Source organism: Mucilaginibacter agri (assembly GCF_009928685.1).
Classification (GTDB): domain Bacteria; phylum Bacteroidota; class Bacteroidia; order Sphingobacteriales; family Sphingobacteriaceae; genus Mucilaginibacter; species Mucilaginibacter agri.
In genome coordinates this window covers 1-21602 of sequence record NZ_WWEO01000027.1, presented here as the reverse complement: position 1 = coordinate 21602, position 21602 = coordinate 1, and the positions used below count along the sequence as shown (strand labels likewise).

20 protein-coding genes and 2 pseudogenes are annotated in these 21602 nt (G+C 38.0%); 6 read left to right on the top strand and 16 right to left on the bottom strand.

Annotated features, from left to right (window positions below):
- Positions 1-457, bottom strand: a 457-nt coding sequence (locus GSY63_RS00485; protein ID WP_166583864.1) for a hypothetical protein, incomplete at its 3' end; no start/stop codon positions are given.
- A gap of 114 nt (positions 458-571) precedes the next feature.
- Here GSY63_RS00485 and GSY63_RS00480 point away from each other — a divergent pair.
- Entirely contained in the window at positions 572-775 is a 204-nt protein-coding gene (locus tag GSY63_RS00480) for a hypothetical protein (RefSeq protein ID WP_166583863.1), read from the top strand.
- A gap of 89 nt (positions 776-864) precedes the next feature.
- Here GSY63_RS00480 and GSY63_RS00475 read toward each other — a convergent pair whose 3' ends face one another.
- On the bottom strand, positions 865-1944 hold the full coding sequence (locus tag GSY63_RS00475) for a transposase (RefSeq protein ID WP_166583862.1): 1080 nt from the start codon (positions 1942-1944) through the stop codon (positions 865-867).
- A gap of 110 nt (positions 1945-2054) precedes the next feature.
- On the opposite strand from GSY63_RS00475, the gene GSY63_RS00470 reads away from it, so the two are divergent.
- Positions 2055-2270, top strand: a complete 216-nt coding sequence (locus GSY63_RS00470; protein WP_166583861.1) for a helix-turn-helix domain-containing protein — start codon at positions 2055-2057, stop codon at positions 2268-2270.
- Between the two features lie 949 nt (positions 2271-3219).
- On the top strand, positions 3220-3906 hold the full coding sequence (locus tag GSY63_RS00465) for an acyltransferase family protein (RefSeq protein WP_166583860.1): 687 nt from the start codon (positions 3220-3222) through the stop codon (positions 3904-3906).
- A gap of 756 nt (positions 3907-4662) precedes the next feature.
- Here GSY63_RS00465 and GSY63_RS25135 read toward each other — a convergent pair.
- The 13 genes and pseudogenes from GSY63_RS25135 to GSY63_RS00400 all read right to left on the bottom strand — a co-directional run bounded on the left by GSY63_RS25135 (position 4663) and on the right by GSY63_RS00400 (position 20209).
- Positions 4663-5691, bottom strand: a complete 1029-nt coding sequence (locus GSY63_RS25135) for an acyltransferase family protein (protein ID WP_166583859.1) — start codon at positions 5689-5691, stop codon at positions 4663-4665.
- A gap of 1 nt (position 5692) precedes the next feature.
- Positions 5693-7018: a hypothetical protein gene (locus tag GSY63_RS00455; RefSeq protein WP_166583858.1), complete on the bottom strand. Its 1326-nt coding sequence runs from the start codon at positions 7016-7018 to the stop codon at positions 5693-5695.
- A gap of 17 nt (positions 7019-7035) precedes the next feature.
- Positions 7036-8280 carry a glycosyltransferase family 4 protein gene (locus GSY63_RS00450; RefSeq protein WP_166583857.1) on the bottom strand — a complete coding sequence of 415 codons (1245 nt, stop codon included), beginning with the start codon at positions 8278-8280 and terminating at the stop codon, positions 7036-7038.
- 138 nt (positions 8281-8418) lie between these two features.
- Positions 8419-8946, bottom strand: a pseudogene (locus GSY63_RS24940) (DapH/DapD/GlmU-related protein); the annotation flags it as partial.
- Between the two features lie 6 nt (positions 8947-8952).
- Positions 8953-10044, bottom strand: coding sequence for a glycosyltransferase family 4 protein (locus GSY63_RS00440; RefSeq protein WP_166583855.1), 1092 nt, complete (start codon positions 10042-10044; stop codon positions 8953-8955).
- 148 nt (positions 10045-10192) lie between these two features.
- Positions 10193-11128: a glycosyltransferase family 2 protein gene (locus GSY63_RS00435; protein ID WP_166583854.1), complete on the bottom strand. Its 936-nt coding sequence runs from the start codon at positions 11126-11128 to the stop codon at positions 10193-10195.
- A gap of 2 nt (positions 11129-11130) precedes the next feature.
- A complete protein-coding gene (locus GSY63_RS00430) occupies positions 11131-12096 on the bottom strand; it encodes a glycosyltransferase (RefSeq protein ID WP_166583853.1) in 966 nt (321 codons plus the stop codon).
- A gap of 14 nt (positions 12097-12110) precedes the next feature.
- Complete coding sequence (locus GSY63_RS00425) at positions 12111-12959, bottom strand: glycosyltransferase family 2 protein (protein ID WP_166583852.1); 849 nt, start codon at positions 12957-12959, stop codon at positions 12111-12113.
- Positions 12952-13458 carry an acyltransferase gene (locus tag GSY63_RS00420; RefSeq protein WP_166583851.1) on the bottom strand — a complete coding sequence of 169 codons (507 nt, stop codon included), beginning with the start codon at positions 13456-13458 and terminating at the stop codon, positions 12952-12954. The genes GSY63_RS00425 and GSY63_RS00420 overlap by 8 nt, the downstream gene beginning before the upstream one ends.
- A 43-nt stretch (positions 13459-13501) precedes the next feature.
- A complete protein-coding gene (locus tag GSY63_RS00415) occupies positions 13502-14836 on the bottom strand; it encodes a polysaccharide biosynthesis protein (protein WP_166583850.1) in 1335 nt (444 codons plus the stop codon).
- On the bottom strand, positions 14799-17120 hold the full coding sequence (locus GSY63_RS00410) for a GumC family protein (protein ID WP_166583849.1): 2322 nt from the start codon (positions 17118-17120) through the stop codon (positions 14799-14801). Before GSY63_RS00410 ends, GSY63_RS00415 begins: the two co-directional genes overlap by 38 nt.
- A 7-nt stretch (positions 17121-17127) precedes the next feature.
- Positions 17128-17937 carry a polysaccharide biosynthesis/export family protein gene (locus GSY63_RS00405; protein ID WP_166583848.1) on the bottom strand — a complete coding sequence of 270 codons (810 nt, stop codon included), beginning with the start codon at positions 17935-17937 and terminating at the stop codon, positions 17128-17130.
- 1333 nt (positions 17938-19270) lie between these two features.
- Positions 19271-20209: a hypothetical protein gene (locus GSY63_RS00400; RefSeq protein ID WP_166583847.1), complete on the bottom strand. Its 939-nt coding sequence runs from the start codon at positions 20207-20209 to the stop codon at positions 19271-19273.
- Positions 20210-20474: 265 nt separating this feature from the next.
- Between GSY63_RS00400 and GSY63_RS25130 the strand changes: the two genes are divergently transcribed.
- The 3 genes and pseudogenes from GSY63_RS25130 (at position 20475) to GSY63_RS00390 (ending at position 21076) form a co-directional block, all read left to right on the top strand.
- Positions 20475-20609, top strand: coding sequence for a glycoside hydrolase family 97 catalytic domain-containing protein (locus GSY63_RS25130; RefSeq protein WP_166583865.1), 135 nt, complete (start codon positions 20475-20477; stop codon positions 20607-20609).
- A gap of 104 nt (positions 20610-20713) precedes the next feature.
- A pseudogene (locus GSY63_RS25125) lies at positions 20714-20860 on the top strand (hypothetical protein); the annotation flags it as partial.
- Positions 20861-20887: 27 nt separating this feature from the next.
- On the top strand, positions 20888-21076 hold the full coding sequence (locus tag GSY63_RS00390; RefSeq protein WP_317168523.1) for a glycoside hydrolase family 97 C-terminal domain-containing protein: 189 nt from the start codon (positions 20888-20890) through the stop codon (positions 21074-21076).
- 305 nt (positions 21077-21381) lie between these two features.
- Here GSY63_RS00390 and GSY63_RS00385 read toward each other — a convergent pair.
- Positions 21382-21602: LamG domain-containing protein (locus GSY63_RS00385; RefSeq protein WP_166583845.1), on the bottom strand; the 221-nt coding region annotated here is incomplete at its 5' end.

The following is a 21602-nucleotide window of genomic DNA, read 5'->3' as shown; positions in this document are numbered from 1 at the left end:
TTGGCCGCAGCGCAGCGGCGTACGGCACTTCCACATAAGCACCATTGTCGAAGGCGTAAGCTTTTCCAGCTGTGCCGTACCTGTCTGCCGATAATACCGGCAACGTTCCACCGTCCGTTGCGGCTGCAGCAGATGCCCCTATCCAGCCTGTTTTTAAAGTTCCGTTATGTCCGTTGCCACTGGCATCCGTAACATCGCCGTCAAATTTCCAATAGACGACCAGGTTTTCAACCGATATTTCCTGAATTTGCTTGGTTTTAAAAGATGCTACTGCACGTGTAAGACTTGCGGCAGCATTATTTACCTGTTCCTGTGTAAAATCTCCGGTTGTTACCTGCATTGTAAGGTTATTGGCTGTTTGCAATTCTGCTTTTGAACCTACGGTATAATCGCCCGCCTGTTTCCCCTCAACGGCTGCTGCATACAAAGCTTTGCCTAAAAGTAATCTTGGGGGCATTGATTTAAAATCTACGCTAATAATTCAACCTGGCGGGGTGGCCCTCGCCAAGATTGTAAACGATTCTACCAACTCCTATGCTGCTTTTCTCTTCCACTGTAGACGGCGGGTCAGATGGTTCGATATCTTTTTTTACTTACGCTACTGACTGCTAACTGGTTGATGGCCTACTTAGGGGACTACCAGTTTGGGCTTCCGCTGAAATGGATGTCTGATCATGCGCATGTTTGGCAGGTTTTCGATCTAACGGTAGCAGACGAAGAGGTTGGAGAAAATGACCGTGGTGGGCGTAAATTCACATGCGAGCGTATTTTATAATGGGAAATAGTTATAACTTTGAAAAACGGCAGGTGTGCTACACAGAAAAATGGGTAAGACCCATCTTATGTTTAAGCGCCTGCCGTCCCTTAATGTAACCAAGTTTCTTGGTAAACTCTATTTTCGTTAACGCAGGCAAAAATACGGAGAATTAGTTTATTGCGTACCGCATTAATAACTGACATTTTTGCTTTGCCTTCATCTTTAGTTTTTTTGCGATAGTATTCTTTGATATCTGGGATAGATCGGGTCGCGGTAAAAGCACATATGGTTAGTAGCGCTTTAATTTTTTGATTCGCAATCTTTGATACTCGCATTTTGAACGACACTGTGCCTGACTCTCTTTTGAAAGGTGCTAACCCAGCATAACATGCGAACTTTCTAGGGTCACTGAAATTGATGAATTCATTGCTGGTAATAATTATTTCTAATGCTGTAACTGGCCCTATACATGGCACAGACGTGACCAACGTGAATAAATAATTGATTTTTTCATCAGATTTAACAAGGTCAGAAATAGCCTTTTCCGTGCGAATAATTTCCTGATCCAGCGCATAAATGCTTGGTTTAGCATATAACGATTGAAATAGCTTCATTTTTTTGTCAAAGAATAGATCGCGTTCTTTGATAGGATTTTTTAAAGAGATTTTCGCTGAAATTAAACCCCACCTTAGTGAAGAAAGGTATTTTAACTGGATTAAAACCTCTCTTTTGGGAATCCAAAATCGCAAATTTTCCCTGTTTTTATAAACATATTGTGCAATACGCAAGGCGTCAAGGAAATCTGTTTTGTCCCTAACTAAACCAAGAGATTGCTTGATGTGATAGGCACTGTCTATAACAATATTTGCTCCAATTTTTGTCAAAACTGTAAGTAGATGTTGCGAGTAAATGCCTGTATGTTCCATACCAAAAACAGTGTTTTTAATCGTCACTCCGGACGTTGCTTTCAGCTTTTTTATAAAGCTTGATATTTCTCTCAATTCATTGGGCATAACATAACTTGAAATCAAAATATTATTGCATAGGAGAACAACATCCAGCTTGTGTTTAGAAATGTCGATACCTACAAAATGCTTATAATTCACCATAGAAAATTCGGTCTTAAACTGCAAAAATTTCACTTTTATTTCATAAAAATTCGATGGAGGACATTTATTTTTAACCATAAGTCTATCTTAAAAAAAGAGATTAATCACCACCTCCACCGAATTTTTAAATATACAAATACAACCGATACGTTGTTAGCTTTATTTTTTTTTTGATGTAAAATGCGTTGATGGAAAGCAAGCAAGTTATTCTAAAGGCTTTGGGGCGAAAAATTACCACAAAACGTTTAGAGAATGGGCTAACGCAAGCGCAATTGGCCACGCTTATTGGGAAAGATCAGCAGTCGATTCAACGCCTGGAGGCGGGCAATATTAATCCTTCATATTTTTATTTATACGAAATCGCATCCGGCTTAAATTGTGAAATTTTTGAGATACTGCGTTAACTAGGCAAATTCTAAAAGAGAGTTTATTATATCCATGTCTCGTTAAATCAAAATTGTATTTGGGAGAAATAGATTTGACGATAAGCGGTAGCATAAAAATTTAGATACCAACCAGTTAACATTATACTCTCGATAATATTTACTATTGTTCGGATAAACAATGATGAATTAGCTTTTGTAGATTGAGTACTTCGACAATAGTGCTTTGCCCTTGTTAATGATTGTTTACCGTTTTACTGTAGCCTGCCCTACCTCTTCTAGTTAACCCGCGACATCCTCTGTAAGGAACGAAGATATTCAGTCATGTGCGTTGGGCCGCAAAACCTGATAAAGCAGCCTAATGAAATATTCGGACAAGATTACACATATTCAACAGTTTGATTGCAGGTAGGCAAAATGTTCGTTGTAAGCGGTTGGTACCGATAGTCTAAATTCATCCGTCCGGCAAATCTCTAGTTGCAACTTCTCCAAACGAATCAATCAAATTTCGACGTAATACCCAATTTCTGTATCGAGGGATTAAGCTCTTTAACACATTCATACTTTCCATAGCTAGCACTCCTGGTCAGCAGGTTGATATCAAATTTACAGATGGCTTCCATCAAAAGTTCAATTCCTTTTTAAATTGGATAGCGAGTAGAAACCATACAATTGGTTCATTACCGGGGGGGGTCGATTTTACTGGCATTTTCATAGCACTAAATTTTCATATCAGTCAATTACTTGCTGTTTTAATATGTGTAACCATGAAATGATTAAGATTTTTAAGAAAAAATATATATTTGTCCAATGCTCCCGTTGGATAACAAATGCTAAACAAGCGAATACCTACTAAAAAACTTGAACGGATTTCATTACTACGCTTTGAATTAAGGGAGGTAAGATTCCGAAAGTGTAATACTTTCGAGGGATATTCGAAAATTGCACGTCCGTTTTTTTATTCAAATAAATGATACAGAAGGAAATTAAGTCTTTAACCGGCATACGCGGGATAGCCGCCCTTTACGTTGTGTTATACCATGAACTCCAAAATTTTGAACCTGTTAAAAGTTTGCCTGTAATTGGTTGCTTTGTCAGACATGGTTATTTGTCTGTAGACCTATTTTTTATGTTAAGCGGCTTTGTTATTATGTTGTCGACACATAACAAATTCAGCAATACCTTGAGCCTCACCAATTATAACCTTTTCTTAAAAAAAAGGTTCACAAGAATTTATCCTGCCTATTTTGTTACGCTTGTTCTGGCGTGTGTATTTGTAACACATTTTCACCCTTTAAGCAGCATTATATTGTCGCTAATCCTTGCGAGCATTATTTCACCCCGCAATCAGGTTTTACCGGTCTTTTGGTCACTTAGCACGGAATGGATAATTTATATGATTCTCCCTTTTGCCATTAACTTAACCGGCAGAGGTTCTAAACTACAGCTATACTTGCTCTTAGGCGTTTTTTTTGCCTTCGATGGTTTTTTGTTTGTCAAATTTTATGGATCTGATAAGATTTTGGATCAATATATTTTTCCAGGAGCAATAATCAGAGGCATTGCTGCTTATGCTTTAGGTATGTGTATTTACTATACAAAACAGCTGACATCTAAATATTATTGGTTAAGCGATTGTTACTTTATGCAGCGCTAACATGCTGCGCTTTTGAGAAGTTGGATATTCTCGCCATTCTATTTTCGGCGCTGTTGATTAGGAATCTTTATAGTGAAAACGGAAGTTTTATTTCCAAATTTTGTTCTGGAAAGATAGGTTATTGGTTTGGCTTAATTTCCTATTCGCTTTATCTCACTCATCAGCTGATACTAGAGTTTGTAAAGCGTTATGTACACCTTTCTCCGGAAAGATATTTATTACCCTATACTTTGATTTTAACCTGCACTTGCATAACAACAGGCTTCTTATTTTACAAGTTCATAGAAACGCCGCTAACCTTTAAAATTAAAACGAAATTAATTCCAGAACACTGAAAATGCTCTCCGCTATCAGAAATCTAGTGGAAATATGAATTGCGTTTTGTTCCTTCCCGCGTCAGTTATCACTTTTACTATTTGATTACGCGAGGTCAATTGGAATATAACGACATATGATTCAATTCAATTATGGCCTTATGGTCATTTAACATGACTATCCGATGAAAAAATCACGCGCTTTTCATATACACAACAGAAAAAACTATCAGTGAAGCTAATCCTTTTATGACGAACTTAATAATGAGCGTGTAAAAAGGATAATTTCGTTGTTGTAGCGAAAGTGGGCGTGAGGTGACCCAGATCCTGATGCCACCTGATTGTTGTCGTTGAACACTTCATCTGCCATTCATTTTTTCTTTACACTAACGATTTTTTACTATTCAAAAGTCATTTTCTATATGTTGGATTTTAAAATAACCTATGGCAGTTCAGATTTAGAAATTTTATTTTCCTCGAGCCATTTTCTCCTTAATAAATCAATTGGCTTGTCATAGAATCGAAAAATAACATAAGAAAACGAATAGGTTGCCACCAAAAAAATCATGAGAATCGGAAGTCTTTGTACTTTACTTAAGTCTTTTACATAAAAGTTATAGGGGATGAGCAGTACCCAATGGAGCAGATAAAGCACGTATGATATATCACCTAGCCACCTGTCTAACCGATCGCTCTTGTTATATGTCGAATTGCATAACACCGGAATTGCAAGCAAACCTAATAATTCGTTGAAATACATTTCGTAATTAGGTACTGACTTGATTGCAGAATAAATGTGCGAGTTATAAAGAGAGAAATGTATGATCAATATACTAATTAGAAGTATATTAAATAAAAGCTCCACTCTAAAACTGAACTTGACCTTCTCCTTATATAAGTAAATACCAGTTAAAAAATAGCTCAAATAAATGAGTACGCTTCTAGCCAAAACACTTTGAGGATAAAAAACACTGAGGATTATAGTAATGATCGTACTAATACATAACAAAGCAATTCTGACATTTTTTTTTTGAACAAAAAAAATCAATATAGGCAGAAGCAGATAAAACTGCAATTCAATATCCAAAGACCACGCGGGAACAATTGGCTTAATCGTAAGTTGATTATAGCCCAGAATGAATAAATTACTTAAAAAGAAGCATATTTTAGCGGTTGTATTCAACGTAGAAATCGCTTCAAATTTTTCCGGACTATAAATATAAATCATCCAGAAGGATAATATACTCAACAATATATAAACAGGAAAAATCCTCAAGATTCTACTTGAGTAAAATGTCTTTATCGGATATCTCCCTTTTAGATATTTTGCTTCATACATATAAGTTACCCAATAACCGCTAAGGATAAAGAAACAATAAACAGCCATCGTTCCCACAAATACCGATCCGCTGACGTGATATAAAATAACTAATGTGGCTAATATGAACCGAATTACACCTGATTTAAGCATCTTAACTGTTAACTATTTTACGTTTTTTACTATTACATGAGGCCAATAGCATTCCTGCCATCCATGTGGTAAAGCCTAAGGGAATAGGTGACCCCAATTGTCCCTGAGGTAAGTTCATTAAACAAAAAGGTAAAATCATCCAAGGCAGTGAGTACTCCCTCGTTAATAGTTGGTATGATTCCTTAAGCAATTTAAAGCTCAGTCCTATTCGTATGCCAATAATTATTATGCCCAATAAAATACCAAGTTCACCTATCACCCGTTGCCATTCTACCTCTCCATTAACCACAGAGTAGAAGTCGGCCTTTCCGGTGGCAATTACGGCTCCAACATTTGTTCCGATTCCTGAACCATATCCCCAAAACGGCTGACTGGCTGTCATGGTAAAAGCATATATCATTGTTCCAAAATATCGGTTTCCTACTACCCCTCCTAGTCCCCCTTCAGAGTCATTTGCAGTCGTAAACCGCATAGTAAAGGCTTCAATCGCCGTTTGAAAAAAACTCAGTTGACTAAGTATCAGAATAAGAAAACAACCCACTGCTATCGCTGCCACCATTCGGCCTGCATTTTGAGGCTTTCGGAATGCAGATACCAACATGAATGCGAGAGTGATCATTACCTCAAAAAACAGTCCCCTTATAATTGAAATAGGAACCGCTATTATAAGGCAAATGGTGGAGGCGATCAGCAGCTTCTTATTAATACTTTTGGGGTCGAGCCAGTAATAGAAAACAAAGCATGCCAGTGCGCTATAGAAACCACCGACGCCACTAGCGAATGAGAATGTACCCGGCGGTCTAAAAAAGTCCATCGCTCCACTAAATCCGGCGCCTTCATTGCCGCCGATACCCCGATTGACCCAAGCAGATTGAGGACTGTAAAATTGGATCACAATCAGTAGCGTCATCGGAATAGATAATATCAAATATTTTTGTGCGAACTTCATCACATCATCCTTCGTAAACACAGACCCAATAACGAAAATCAGAGGAAAATACAGGAACCATACTCTGGAGCCATAAATTGCCACTAAAAAGCTTCCATGTCCAAATAATACCGCTGTGAAGATGCTGATTACGCCTACGGCAACAGCGCCGAATGTATAGATATTGAAAGGTACTAACCCTCTGTGCCATGCTTTAAATACAATCCATAATGCCAAAGGATCTCTGATCAATAAAAGAGGGGTCGCTAATCCCGGCAATACCCATTTGCGAAGTGCTCCTTCAAAGATAAGCAGCCAGAAAAAAAGCCATATGCCATTTTTGAGAGCATTATCCTTACTGTGTAGCATGACACTTTTTGCCTTATTTGATTTCAACATTGCTTAACAAAGTAAAATTACTTTCCGTTGCTCGTGACCATTGAACAGAGTTCATTTGCATACACGCTCCACGGACGACGTTTGGCACGTTCTAAAGCTGCAATACCTGCCTTCTTAATCTCATCAGGGTTTAACAGAAGATGTTCTATCATGTTCTGAAGTTCGAGACTTGAACCCGCTTCAACAATCCACCCATCTTCACCGTGCGTTATTAAATCAGGCCCCGCAGTCCGTTCCGTGGTTATGACAGGCGTCCCCTGAGACATCGCTTCGGTTATGACTAAACCAAAGCCTTCAAAAAGGGATGGGAAAACTAATATATCATGAGACCTCATCAATTGTAAGACATCCTGATGGGACAAACTAGGTATCCAATGATGCTTTGTTAAAGCTTGGTTTAAAGGTTTACAATCGTCAACCGGCTTTCTACCAACCACGGTCAGCTGTACCCGAGGCCCGATCTTTTCAACGGCCTCGAAAAGATTGGCGATACCCTTTCTCTGGGATAATCCACCAACGAACAATAATTTAAGTGGGGAATTACCACTTAAACGATACTCCCTCTTGATGATACTTACTTCAGGAAAACCATACGGTATAACCGCAATTGGTGATAGACTTCCTGGATAATCTTCCAAGGTCCTCGCCGTAAAGGTGCTAGCAACAAAAATATGATCAGCTAGCTTAAGCTCTTGATCTTTTCGCGCTAGTTTGTCGCCCGAGTCTTTCATTCCGGTCAGCGTTGCCCCCCAATCAGGAAATTTGTCAATCTCCCTTTCTAAAAGCTTTCTAGCAGTTCTCCAATAACCTATGGGTAGATCGTATAAAGTCGCAATTCCCTGTGCTTTGGCCTGATTAAACGTTTGTAAAGCACCATCTTCATAAGCATATACTGCCGATAAACGAGCTCGATTAAATCTTTTTAATTCTCTTGCAACCCAACTGTCATGGTTATGATAAATGCTGTCGACTGAAAACCTTCCTACTTCATGCTGTACCAGCTTTTTAAAGCCGGCCTTGTGAGCCATTAGCCGTGAAATTTCAAACCATGGATTAGTTTTAGTGTAACGACTCAAATTTTCATTCAGCTCTCTTCTTCGGATGTCGGACAATGCCTGCAAACCCGTCAATGGATACAATGGGCTATTCCGGAAAACAGCTATAGCGGTATAATATTTGGCCAACATGTCTGAAGTAACTAACGCATCCGCGACCGCACGAACATTAGCATTACCAGTTGGATGGGAAAGTATTATCTGCATTTTATATTTGTTTACTAATCTAAGTATTGCGGAAATCAATCTCGCAAAACACAACATTGCTGTATGACAAAATCAGCCCTTTAGCCAAGCTAAATTTGCTGCTAGAAAGCTACATGGATTATAATTTAAACTTTCTGTTCGCTTTCGTTGGATTGGCCTGGCGGGGTTCCCTACAACAATTTCATAAGGTGCAACATTTTTACTTACAACGGCCCCTGCCCCGACCACCGCCCCGGTTCCGACACGCACCCCGGGCAGAATAATTGCGTTAGTTGCGATCCACGCGTAATCCTCAATGACAATTGGAGACTTAACATGTCTCCACAAAGCATCGGTAATGTCGTGAGAACCGGTTAAGATTTTACATCCGTCATTTATACAGACATTATTTCCGATTCTTACCTCATCATGTAAGGCCACCTCAACACGACCGATGAACGAATTTCCACCAATAAATAAGCCTTTGGCATTTCTACCCAAAGTAATGACTCCGATCTCAGCAGTCTCATCTATAACCGCGCCCTTACGGATGAGAGTCCACCGTCTGAAATTTCTTTTGAAAGCCTCAGGAAAGGAAAAAAACCGCTTAAGCCAGGCGATATAAAATTTCTTCGAGCCTATATTATGCCTTGCCCTATTTTTAAACAAAAATTTAAAACTCGCCATTTGAAATTAGTTCGATAATTTTAATAACATCGATTTTGTAACCCCTTCCAGGTTATTTTCCGGTATAATTGGGAAAAACCGAAAAAGCTGATCAAAATTACCTTTATGATATACCAAAACATTCTGAGGGATTGATAACTGATTAACGAAACGCGGCACCCAATCGCGAGCTACACAAATTACAGGTAAACCATGTTCCTGCATAGCAGCGACAGATCCGCTTTTCTGGACAAGGCTGACGGGGGTAGTTGTTACACCCGCGGTTGATGCGGCCAATATTTCTGAAACTCGCGCGTCGCTCACCGCTCCCCAGACCTTTACTTGCAAGCCAACCGCATTCCAGGAATAAATCCATTTTTTTTGCTCATCGCCGCAACGCCCTAACAAATGTAAGGTTACCCGTTTATTATTTTTTTTAGAATAGTTGGCAACTTCCAAAGCGAAGGTTTCCACAGGTGCTCCATGATGTATCCCCCCAAATAAGACCAAATCTATTTCATTGCCTAAAAATTGGATCTGTTTCTTTTTAACAATTGGAATATTCCCAAAAAGGGGTAAAATACCTGCGTCAACACCTAAACTTTTTAATTGAGCCTGATACAAGTCAGTATTGGTATCGATCTGTTTAGGACGAAGCGTACCAATTAAACGACCAATCATCCTTTTTTGAACCCCTCCCCATAATCTGTGTTTGAGACCTGCATTTTCATCCATTCCCACCCAAAGCTCATGAAACATGATATGAATCTTGAGCCCGGAAAGCAGTCCTCTCAAATCATTATTAAAAAAAACAGGTAAACCTTTTGAATGAAATGAAAATATCACATATTGTAAACTAACCCAGTCCGGATTAAAAATTCTCAAAAAGGCTTCGATCTGTTTCACCCGAAGCGAATTCGTCCAAATTTTCGGTATTCTAAGTATTTGGGGAGCCTTATCGGAGGCTTCGGCGATCACTGTTTGTATGTGACTATCATTCGCCGCAATAACAGCAATTTGAACGCCTAAGGCGTGAAGGGACTTGGCTAACCTCCAAGTATAATCCCCAACGCCATCCTTACCTGGTTCTAGAGATCCGCAAATAAAAGCTATCCTCATGCGTAATTTTTTTGGCCTATTTAGTTTGCAAAAAATTTTGTTTGCGCTTCCAAGCTATTGAATACATCAAAACCGGTATGCCGATTTGGATATTTGCCCTGGAATTTTTTCTTTTCATTTTACCTTTTTCAAAATATCGCATTTCTCGCTATATTATATTCAGTATGATCTGCAAGCCTCTTTTCAATCCCCTCGCCGATAGTATCTGTTTTCTGTGCCATTTGCCAAAATAAATTTTGGCCGCTTCTGTGCGTCCCACATATTTTAATGCCATCATAGTCGCGCTCGCTACTTTTTTTTGAAGCACTAATTTTTTATAATCTACCAGCTTATCATTGCCCTGGTACGGCAGCGACTCCAGAACTTTAAAAGCTCTATATGAAGCATCCGAACCCTGTCGTTCAATAGAAACCGTCGTGATCCTATATTTGGTCGTATACTTATTTAGATATTTGAACTTGACACCTGTTTGCGCTAATCTGAGGCCAAAATAAAAGTCGATCGCTGAACCGATATTTTCTGAGTCCTCGGGCGCATATTTGACTGACTTTACCAGTGGCATATCTATCATATAGCCATCGTTAGGAAATTGTTGCACAATTGCAGCGTCGATCGAATTAAGCTGGTTTATTTCAAATTCTTTGGTTCGGAAATAACTAGAATTCAAGAGTATTGTCGATTTCTCGTCTAAATTGCCATCGTTATCAATAATATACTGATCGCCATAAACCACTCCGGTACTTTCGTTTTCCAGAAAACACTCAGCCATCGTTTCGAGCGCATCCGGCAATAGAAGGTCATCATCATGCAATAAAACGAATTTATCCCCGGATGCCAGTTCTATCAACTTGTTTACATTATCCCGCTGACCCAAGGACGGTATGTTACTTTTATAGATGATTTCAATGCCCCTCTCGGCAGATTGTGTTTGTAAGTCCCTGACCACATGGTATGAATCATCGTTCTTGGAATCGTCCCCTATTAAAATTTCGAAGGGATGTTTGGTCTGGTTAATACACGACAACAATGCTTCCTTTAATAACTCAGGCCTATTATAGGTGGGGATACATATTGATACTTTCATGCTTACCACTTATATAATTTAAACGACCTGTCATAGTCAAAATTCAGTTTTAAAATTCTGCTTATTCTGACAAAATGTAATTTGAGTTGGAAATGTAAAGGGAGTTCATTACTTCGAAAAACCTTGTAGACTTTTATATTATCGATGACAAATCTAACTATCCAATTTCTTTTTATTCTCACAGGTTTAACGGCTCCCTGAGCAATAAATCGTAGCCCATCCAACAGATAGGCAGCTTTTGCGCCAGCCATCATCATCCGCTTCAAATAATTCATTTCTAACCGGCCGATTTCGATAAAATGCTTAAAAATTAATTCCTCATCATACCAGATACTAAAATCCTGGGTGAGAATAAAGAAACATAATTCCATATCACCTCCGGACGACAAGCTTTTCCCTTTCCTATCTGTTGTCAAAAACCGATGTTTGTCAAGGTTTTTTATCGCCTCTCTGTTGATCATCATACCGGCACCGTAAATCCAGCTTTTGCTTCGGGAAACATCTCCCTGTAGTTCGCTCTGCCTCCCCACAGCATAGTACAATTGAAATTTGTCAAACCATTCCGGTTTAGTACCTTCAAACACCGGAATTCCAATGCCGCCGAGCGCTCCGATTTTGGCGTCAGCGGCCAAAATATTATAACCCCTTGCTAAGTAATCCTCATTCAACCAATTATCATCATCACAAAATAAAAGATAAGAATATTTGGACACGCTTATCCCTTTTTGTCTTGCAAAATTCAACCCCGGACGATTTTCGGTATGAATCGTGAAAGGGATACAAGTGTCATATTTCTTCCATTCCTTCGCCGCAACTCCGGCACTATCGTCAGTCGAAGCATTATCAACGATAATGATCTCCCATTTAATGTCAGAGTTTATAGATTGCTTCGCTAAATGGGCAATTGTTTGGGGTAACCGACTGGCACTATTGTAACAGCAAATTATTACCGATATACCTGAATCCATATTAGTTGATTGTGTTATTTTTTATGTATATCAAAAAAGAATCTTAAGCCTACCCAAATCCAAACTGCATCAGCTTTAAGTTTTTCTCTAATGCCGGCAAAATTACATTGTAATGCCAATCTGAAGGTTTTAGGCCGAGAGCGGAAAAACGCATTAAAATGATTTTTCGGATTCAGATTTAACTTCATTTCGGGATGTTTTTTTAAAAAATACAGAATAGATTTATACCGTTGATAAGCAGTTTTCGATAATTTAGTATTGGTTCGCCAAGGGTGTAAAACTGCCGCATCATATAAAAACTTATATTTGTCAGTAATCTTTCTTATTCGATAAAAAAATTCGACATCCTCCATCGCAGCGTACGGAAAAGTATCGTCAAATCCATTCAAATCCTCAAACAAGTTTCTCTTAATACAAATATTACAAGACCAAAAACAACCTCCGGTTTCATTCGTTGGTGATTCATCAAGAAGACTGCGAGGGCTTCCTTCTACATATATTCTCCCCTCAAATGCTACAAAATCGGGGAAGTTCATGATGGCGTTCAGATAAGCTTCCATCAAATTTTTGTTAGGGATGCAATCATCATCAATAAAGACTATCCAATCACCCGTAGCAAATCTTGCCCCGTTGTTTCTATTGGCGGCCGGACCAACTTTAGGACCCTGAACCCATTTTGCGAACGGAAACTCAGTTTCAATTAAAACTTTTGCATTAGCATCTCTACTATCGTCAGAGACAATAATTTCATAATTGGCCTTCAACGTTTGGCATTGGGGGTTCAGGGACGCCAAACATTTACTTAGTAAATCGTTCCTGTTGTAAGTAGGAATTACGATCGACAATTTAATTACATTATGCATTGATAATTGTTAATTTTTTTATGAAACGCGCCGGATTTCCTACCCATACTTCATCGGAGGGAACATTTTTCGTTACGACGCTTCCGGATCCAATGATGGAATTACTGCCAATGCTCACACCCGGTAGTATACACGAATTCATTCCAATCCAGACGTTGTCTCCTATTGTCACCGGTTTAGAAAATTCCACGTCTCTTCCTGAATCTGCCGGTCGATCACCAGATTCCATGATGTGGTTATATGATGAGATACCACAATTACTCGAAATCAGGCAATTTTTCCCTATTTTCACACCAAACGTTGCATACACCGTCGTAAAAGATGAAATGGAACTATTATCGCCTATTTCAAAATTTCCGGGTACTATAATATGACAGTTGTTTTCTAATCTAATATTTTCCCCGCAGTACTTAAACGCGCTCTTTAACTGATTTTCTTTCTTTTTCGTTATTATCTTTTCTACCTTAAAAATCAACCTGTATAATAAATTTAACTTCATTACAATATTAAATTACGAGATATATCTATTCACCAACGAGGAATCAGCTTATGCTGAACTCATAACCGTCTTTTCTAAAGCCTACGACGCCAATACTAATCTGCACAATTAAAATTCCAACAGCTGTCAAAAACGATAGTTGTAAGACGCCCATAGTTGTACTGATATCGAACATTGTTATGCCCAGCACCTGGCAACAAACTATCATCAATATATAAAAGGCGCTTCCCCACCAAAAAACCCATTTTCTGGCACTATGCATCGTCCACAATGTTCCCTGAACAAATGCGAGCGCAGCTGCTCCGATTACCCATATTAACTGCTTACTCAGAGCAGCATATTTGCTGCCCAAAGCGAGCAGGTAAATCCCGGGAAATAAATATGAACTCAATGTCAGGAGACCGGCTATTGAAAAGGCCATCACACAAATTAACATATACCTTTTAAAAAGCTCAGCATGATTTGATTTAGCAATCATCGGTTCAACAATCATCATATTAAATGCCCCCAATAACATAAATATCTGAGATAGCTTTCCCAATGCCGCAACCTCCGCTATGTTTCTAACCTTACCAAAAAGCGATATTATAAATACCTGAATTTGGGCAAAAAAAGCATTGAATATAAGGCTTGGAATCAATGGCAAGATGTACTTGAACATCTTGTCCTTGGTCTTTTCAAAAGCCACATCTTTTTGGTAATATTTATCTGAATATTTTTTGTACTCGTTTCCAATATAAAGCATCGCCAAAGCATTCAGAATTAAAATACTAAACGAACTAATATGATGGCTTAGAAACAATAAGTAATTGATAAAAAGTTTAAAAATGGCGACAACGATTTGCGGTTTATAATACTTCTTCATATCCTTGTGTATGATAAGAGGGGTACCATAAATGCTTAAATTAGCCTCCCAGTAAACCGCTGCCAAAATTGGGATCAGGTTCAACCACAATACATATGGATTAGAAAATTTCGTCTTAGTAAAAACCGGTACTAAGATCAATCCGACGGTAACACTGCCAAAGAAAAGCAACTTCCTAAAGTATTTCGCACTTTTTATTATTTGACCTAAGATTTGCTTATTATCATAATCCCTACCGGCCAAAGCAATAATACTTCCGCTAAAACCTAAATCGCTTAACTGGTTTATCAAGCTTTGCATACCGAAGGACAAGCTAAATATGGCTTGTTCTTCGATATCTAACCACCTTAATAACAAGAAACCGTTCAGTAAATTAAAAAACTGGATAAGTAATTGCCCTTTGAAAAATCTTAGAAGCAAAGCTCTCGATTGCTTAATTTTAGATAAGATACCGCCCACTATACTAAATTGTTGATTATCGCTTAGAAAAAAGTCGCTTGCTTTTATTTTCATCCTCGTAATAGCCATACCCATAGCCATAGCCGTACCCGTAGCCTTTCTTGGACTTATCTACTGAATTAAAAACGATATTTAAGTTGCGAAATACCTTCTTCCGCCGCAAATTTTCAATCAACTGTATTTGCTCCTTGTATGTATAATTGTAGCGTATTATAAATAAAGTCGCTTCCGCATATGTACTTAAAATATGGGCATCTGTCAACAGACCCACAGGGGGAGCGTCCATGATGATATAATCATATTCTTTTCGCAATGCTTTAATTAAAACTTCAATACGTCCATTTAACAATAATTCGGCCGGATTAGGAGGAATAGTGCCGCTGGTAATCAGGTGGAGATTTTTCTGGGTGGCGTCAATTTGGATGGTTTCTTTGTAATCCAACTGTCCAATTAAATAGTTAGAAAGCCCACTGCTAGATGCCAGCCCAAGCATGGTGTTGAATCTTGGTTTTCTTAAATCAAGTTCAAGTACAATTACCTTTTTACCTGTACTTGCTAGGCTGGCTGCAAGATTTAAAGCAACAAAAGATTTTCCTTCGCCACTGATATTCGAGGTAAAAAGAATGACTTTATGTTCTTGCTCGGGTAAAATAAATTGCAAATTTGTTCTTAAGGCCCTTATCTGTTCCGATACCATGGAACGTGGACGCTCAATAGTAATTAATGGGTTTAAGTCGGATGAATAGCTTATTTCCGCAATTATCGGAACATGAGTATTTCGTTCGATATCGGCTCTTTTTTTAATTGTCGAATCAAAAATCTTGCCTAGATATAAAACGCTTATTGGGATCAATAGCCCTAATGCAAAAAAAGCAATATATATGGCACTTTTAGCCGGTTTAAAATACATACCCGAACTCTTAGCCTTATCGATCGTTTTACTGTCTGAAACTGTTGATGCCAAGGCCATTGCCGTCTCCTCGCGCTTCTGTAATAAAAAAGTGAACAAGTTATTTTTAATATCTCTGTCCCGCATTACATCGATAAGTCCGCGTTCTTTTGAAGGAACATTTTTAATGATCCCATTAAACTTATTGTTTTGTCTAACGAGTTGCTTTTTGTTATCCAATAAACCTGCCCTGACGTTCTGTATCGTTTGTACAATCGTTTGCTTTAGAGCTTTAATCTGATCATTTATGGAATTAACAATTGGATTGGTTTGCGGAACAGTTCGGAGCAAACTTTCCTTTTTAATCTGTGCTTCGGATAATTGGTGCACCAATCCCAGCAACGAAGGGTCGTCCACCCCCTGCATTGCAGGAAGTTTCATTTGGTCAATACTCACCTCGTGAAGATAGTTTTCCAGGATATTGAGTACGCCCAATTCGAGATCTATTTTCGTTATCTGTGCATCATTAGACTGGACATTTGCTAAAAAAATCGCTGACTGTGCCGTTATATCTGTAATTTGGTTAGAAGATTTATAATCTTGAACTCTTTCCTCAACATGATTTAAATCTGATGCCACAGCGGTAAGCCTGCCCTCAATAAAAGTTAATGTGTTTGCCGTTGTTCTATTCTTATCATCAACAGATATTTGGTTATATTCATCGACGAGTTTAGTAAGTAAGTCCATCCCCCGTTGCGCATTCTCATCCTCCATCGATATAAACAAAACCGTAGCTTGTTTACTAGCTGGTGTAATAGTTAGTCTATTGATATATGACTGCGCGATGCCGGAAACTGAGCCAAATATAACCTGGATTTTTTCATTCGACTTAATACCGGTGGGCGTAATAACGATCAGTCCGGCATCAGTCTGTACGGGTTTATTGTAAGCTATCTTTTTACCATTAAATACAACTTCTTTATCGTTTATGGCCTGGATAAACCATTCCTGTTTATTAACTTGATTATTTGGTTGTAAAACGTGTACTTTAAAAGGAATATTTTTATATAATATAGTTTTGGAAAAACTTCTATTAACAATATAGGTATTCTGTAAATCCAATGATTCTACCACTTTTTCCATTAAAGTGCTAGTTTTTAATATTTGAATTTCGTTGTCAATGATTTTTCCTGATGAAAAAACGTCTAACTGCTGAAGTATATCTTTATCACTATTTGATTCCTTGTCCTTTATGAGTATTGCGATATCAATTTTATATTGCGGGACCCGTGTTTTTGCGTAAACATAGCCCAGGATAAGCATAACAGTAACAGATAACAAAATCCATCTCCAATGTTTTAAATATCCCTGGATAATTTCCTTAAAATCAACTTCATTGCCTGGTCCCGGCGATGAATATTCATCAGAAATGTCTGAAGTTTCGTGCATGTAAATACTATTTGATTAAGACGATAATTAATGACAAAATAGAAACTGCCAAAGGAATGACTCTTAGTGCAACGTCAGACTGTGCTACTTTTGCCTTAGATGCCTTAACATACACGACGTCGTTACTGTGCAGATAGTAATACGGTGATGAGAAAACGCTCCTATTAGTTAAGTCGACTTCGCCAAATTCTTTTTTTCCATCAACATCCCTTATTATCTCAATTTCATTTCTTTTTGCAAAACCAGTCAGATCACCGGCGATGGTTATCGCCTCAGGAAGGGTAATTTTCTCGTTAGGTACGACATAAATTCCAGGCTTCGCGACCTCGCCCAATATGGAAATTTTATAATTGAGGAATCTAACAATAACGGTCGGCTCTTTGAGATATATTTCCAGCTGCTGCTTAATTCTATCTGTTGCTTCAGTGATCGTAAGATTATTAACATCCAAAGTGCCGATTAATGGCAAGGTAATTTTGCCCCCCGCATCCACCAAGAACCCAGGCGCGGCTGCTTGGGTTAATCCGCCATTCACGTCAAGTGCTGTAGCCGTGGTCGTTACGTTGGCAGTGTAAGGGTTGAAAAAACTACTGGCTTCGGGACTTAAAGAGTTAACATAGATGGATAATATATCGCCTGACTGTATTTTTGGAATGTATTTTTTTGCGATTTCAACAGTATCTTTCTGATTGACACCTCTTTGAAAGTAAGTTATTTTCTTCTCGTTAAAACATGAAGTGAGCCCTAGTACAAATTGTGATAACACTATAATTATCCCTATTCTTGCAGATGTATCCCGAAAAATTATTTTTGACATAAGTAGTTAAAAGTTGGCCCAGGCTAAATTTGCCACACCGACGTGACCAAAAGTAATTTTTTTTTAGTTAGCAACAAAATGCTTATTTTTTTAAATTATTTCAATTAGACACGAGTTCCTGTTAGGAAAAGACTAAACATTCGACAAATTTATAAATCAAGACTTTTGATATTATTCGAAAAAGCTTCAATAATCTAAAAGGTTCTAGCGGCACCGTATACTTAGATAGTTTTTTCAGTAATTTATGCGCTCCTTCTGAACGTTGAAGGACGGGTAATACGGGGTCAAACGATTATTTGCACTGCTAGCCATTTATCTCATTAGCACTTCCCTACAACTTTCTAGCAGTGGCACTTTTTCCGAGTTTGGATTTCTAGAAAATGTTGAAGTATATAGCACTAAAATGCAAAAGTCTATTTGTAATTGCAGGCCTTAACTCATGAAATCAGCAATTTGGCAATCCATTAATGAATAAGCTAAACATCTCAGCACCTTTTATGACAAAAAACATGGATTAATAAAATGTCTATTTCTTAGTTGAAAACCAAGCAATAGCAGCCTTACACACAGAAGCTTATGTTTTATCTGTAAAGAGGCAGGTTTATAATTCAATATGTTTAATTTCTAACAATTGCCGGGGTTGGTGGCGTTACAATTACTCTGCCTGCAGTACAAAGGTCCGTTTATTAGATTTCCTGTTGCTCCTATTTACTTCTTAACATGTATGATGATGTTAATTTCCCTTGAAAAACCGTTAGTCTTAATTCATAAATAAAAACACGGTAAATATTCTCGTTCAGACTATCCCATCGATTTGTCTTGAAATGTCGAATAACGTTTTAAGGCATTATCATATTTAAGTCGTTATTTTTCTCAGGAAGAGGATGCCAGCAAAATAAACAGAGCAGTTTCTTGAAGATGATGCTCAATGGGTGAACGACATCAACGAGTCCACTATTTGATTAAATACCATAAAATATCCTACCCAGCCAAAAAATTTTAAAATATTGACAGCATAGTCCGAATATTCGATTACACGTTAAATCATAAGCTTGATGAGCGAAGGTTTATAACGAAACCAAAGACAGACTAGATCACTAAATGATGAAGACCGATAAATATAAAAACGTTTATATTCTTTTTAGGGTTACAAAGGATAGATTTATACCAATGTTAATAGTATACTCCGATTTCTAACGAACAATTGCAGATATGTATTATTAAAATTAAACTTCATGGGAATGTCTATAAAAATACAAAAGCGTAAAACTTTTACCGAAATCGTTTTCTTGGCGACGTTCATATTACTTACAACGTAATTTACCACGAACAACTAGTTATTTTTTAAACTGACTGCTTGTTGATTGCTTGCAAAAACGGTATACCCAGGGGTATCAAACAAACTGCCCGTATAATTATACTGCATGTTATCTTCCAGTCTTGTATAAAGGCCGAATCGATTTTTAGGTATTGATTTAACGGCTATCGTTTTACCCGAAACATCAATACAACTAAGTGTTATAAGCGGGTAATCGTAAGCCCATACTATGGCACCAAAGGTGAATCCGGTGTTAATTTTATCAGCGTTGACAATCGGCACCTGAAAATTCTTCGAAACTCTGTTCGTAGTTTCGGTTTCGGCCCGAATCTCACCAATACCGGTAGTCAAATCCAAACCAAGCGGATAATCGGCAAAGATTAATCTTACAGCCGAAGCTTCTTGCGGTAAAATATCCGTAATTTTTACCTGAACTTTCGCGACCACACGGTTTAATAAAACTGCCTCGGTTACCATCCCGTTTAGAGTAACCTCTGATGATGCATAAAAGGTGTCATAGATGGCATTGTTGTCATAATAAAAAATGGGAACATTAATATTGTTTGCCTTCGTCCTCATCTCCATGTGACCTGGCGCCTGGCAACCCACAAAATAAATATAGTAATGATTGGCTGGAAGAGAATCGGAAACTATCCCAAAGTTTGCATCCGTAGACTTTTGAATTTTCTGCTTAACCAAAACGTAATTTCCGTTAGCTTCCTTTGTAAAAACGTAATATTGTAAATAGTCCAGCTGATTTTGTAAAGAACTTGAAGGGCTTTTTGAAACAGATGTCGCTCCCACAACTGAAGTTGTGTCGCTAAAATTCCAAACAGTAAACCCTATAGAATATAACTTTTTTAAGGCTACAACATTTGGTTCCTCAACATCTGCCTTTTTACAGGATACGAAAGCCGTACCAATTATTGCCAACAGTAAAAATCTTGATTTCATATCGTGATCATTATTTATCCAAAAATATCTTCATCGACAGTGAAAATTGGATTAAAAAGTAGAATGAGCGCAAACACGTATAAAATCGATAAGCAGTATTTAAAGGGCAAGCTTTAGTAATTAAAAGATACAAAACTTTCGCCACAAATCAGAGAATACCATGAATAATCAACTAAATTTTGTTTATCGAAAAATATTTTCCATAAACAATTTTTTTATACACAAGTGCGTTTCTCACTACGAATCATAAAAGAGATTTTGTGAAATTTATAAACCCAGTGTTTTACAACGCACTTATCCCAATGTCCTCAACTTCGAAGGAGTTAAAGGATTAGAAAACATGAAGTGGGGAACCACTGACCAACCGGTTTATGATTTAACCATCCCTTTATCAGCATGACTTTGGGGCCAATGGATTATACGCCCGGTGACATCCGTAATGCTAGTAAAGCCAGCTATCGTCCTGTAAACGCTAATCCGATGACCCAATGAACAAGATGCCATCAAATGGCTATATGTACAATATTTGACGCACCACTACAAATGCTTGCAGATAATCCGAATATCTACCAGTGCGAACAGGAATGCGCCAATTATACATCCGCAGTGCCAACCAATTTTGATGAACCAAAGCGCTCGCGGGAAAAGTAGAAGAATATATAATCCTGGCGGAGGAATATAACAGTAAACCTCTCTTTGTTAACGAATGGCAGTTATCGTTCTATACTTTTTGAAGATGGATTGAATGTTGTTAAAGGCGCTACTGATTATAAAAATACTGTGATCACAGTTACTGCGAAAGATAAATTAAACATCAAACTTGCATCCGGAGGCGGCTGGGTTGCAAGATTTGAAAAGATACAATAACGGTAATGGAATGCTATACAGCACTCTTCTTGCACGCTAACGTACGTATTACTTACTAAAAAACAGTATTATCAATATATTAGTACTCCTGACGATACGTTTGGATTAAGACGCTATAAGCCGCCATTTCGTGTTTTTTTTTCTGTGTTAAGCCTTTTGGGAAAATGCGCCAGAAATGCGATCATAAGCTAAAATTAAAAAAAAGTGGAGGCGAAAGGTTTTAATTATTATTTATCAAATTCCCTGTAAATAAAAAGGGCACCGTAATTGATGCCCTAATGTTTAAAAAACTTTGTGATCGTTTATCAGGGTTGTTCCATGGTGTATAATGAATTTACTTCTGCATCACTTAGCACTTTGTTGTATAACCGGATATCATCTATAGCTCCAATAAAAAAGTTTGCACCGTAAAAAGCACTTGGACTGTCCGGATCGGTAAAATTATAAGCTGTTTTTGGCATCTCGTTTCCGATAGCCAGGTTCGGTGGCGAGGTCAAGGTAACCGGCGTGCCGGTTACATTCGCAT

Excerpts from the sequence above, each read along its gene's own strand:
- GSY63_RS00480 (WP_166583863.1), top strand. The coding sequence starts at position 572 with ATGGTTCGATATCTTTTTTTACTTACGCTACTGACTGCTAACTGGTTG.
- GSY63_RS00475 (WP_166583862.1), bottom strand. The coding sequence starts at position 1,944 with ATGGTTAAAAATAAATGTCCTCCATCGAATTTTTATGAAATAAAAGTG.
- GSY63_RS00470 (WP_166583861.1), top strand. The coding sequence starts at position 2,055 with ATGGAAAGCAAGCAAGTTATTCTAAAGGCTTTGGGGCGAAAAATTACC.
- GSY63_RS00465 (WP_166583860.1), top strand. The coding sequence starts at position 3,220 with ATGATACAGAAGGAAATTAAGTCTTTAACCGGCATACGCGGGATAGCC.
- GSY63_RS25135 (WP_166583859.1), bottom strand. The coding sequence starts at position 5,691 with ATGCTTAAATCAGGTGTAATTCGGTTCATATTAGCCACATTAGTTATT.
- GSY63_RS00455 (WP_166583858.1), bottom strand. The coding sequence starts at position 7,018 with ATGTTGAAATCAAATAAGGCAAAAAGTGTCATGCTACACAGTAAGGAT.
- GSY63_RS00450 (WP_166583857.1), bottom strand. The coding sequence starts at position 8,280 with ATGCAGATAATACTTTCCCATCCAACTGGTAATGCTAATGTTCGTGCG.
- GSY63_RS00440 (WP_166583855.1), bottom strand. The coding sequence starts at position 10,044 with ATGAGGATAGCTTTTATTTGCGGATCTCTAGAACCAGGTAAGGATGGC.
- GSY63_RS00435 (WP_166583854.1), bottom strand. The coding sequence starts at position 11,128 with ATGAAAGTATCAATATGTATCCCCACCTATAATAGGCCTGAGTTATTA.
- GSY63_RS00430 (WP_166583853.1), bottom strand. The coding sequence starts at position 12,096 with ATGGATTCAGGTATATCGGTAATAATTTGCTGTTACAATAGTGCCAGT.
- GSY63_RS00425 (WP_166583852.1), bottom strand. The coding sequence starts at position 12,959 with ATGCATAATGTAATTAAATTGTCGATCGTAATTCCTACTTACAACAGG.
- GSY63_RS00420 (WP_166583851.1), bottom strand. The coding sequence starts at position 13,458 with ATGAAGTTAAATTTATTATACAGGTTGATTTTTAAGGTAGAAAAGATA.
- GSY63_RS00415 (WP_166583850.1), bottom strand. The coding sequence starts at position 14,836 with ATGAAAATAAAAGCAAGCGACTTTTTTCTAAGCGATAATCAACAATTT.
- GSY63_RS00410 (WP_166583849.1), bottom strand. The coding sequence starts at position 17,120 with ATGCACGAAACTTCAGACATTTCTGATGAATATTCATCGCCGGGACCA.
- GSY63_RS00405 (WP_166583848.1), bottom strand. The coding sequence starts at position 17,937 with ATGTCAAAAATAATTTTTCGGGATACATCTGCAAGAATAGGGATAATT.
- GSY63_RS00400 (WP_166583847.1), bottom strand. The coding sequence starts at position 20,209 with ATGAAATCAAGATTTTTACTGTTGGCAATAATTGGTACGGCTTTCGTA.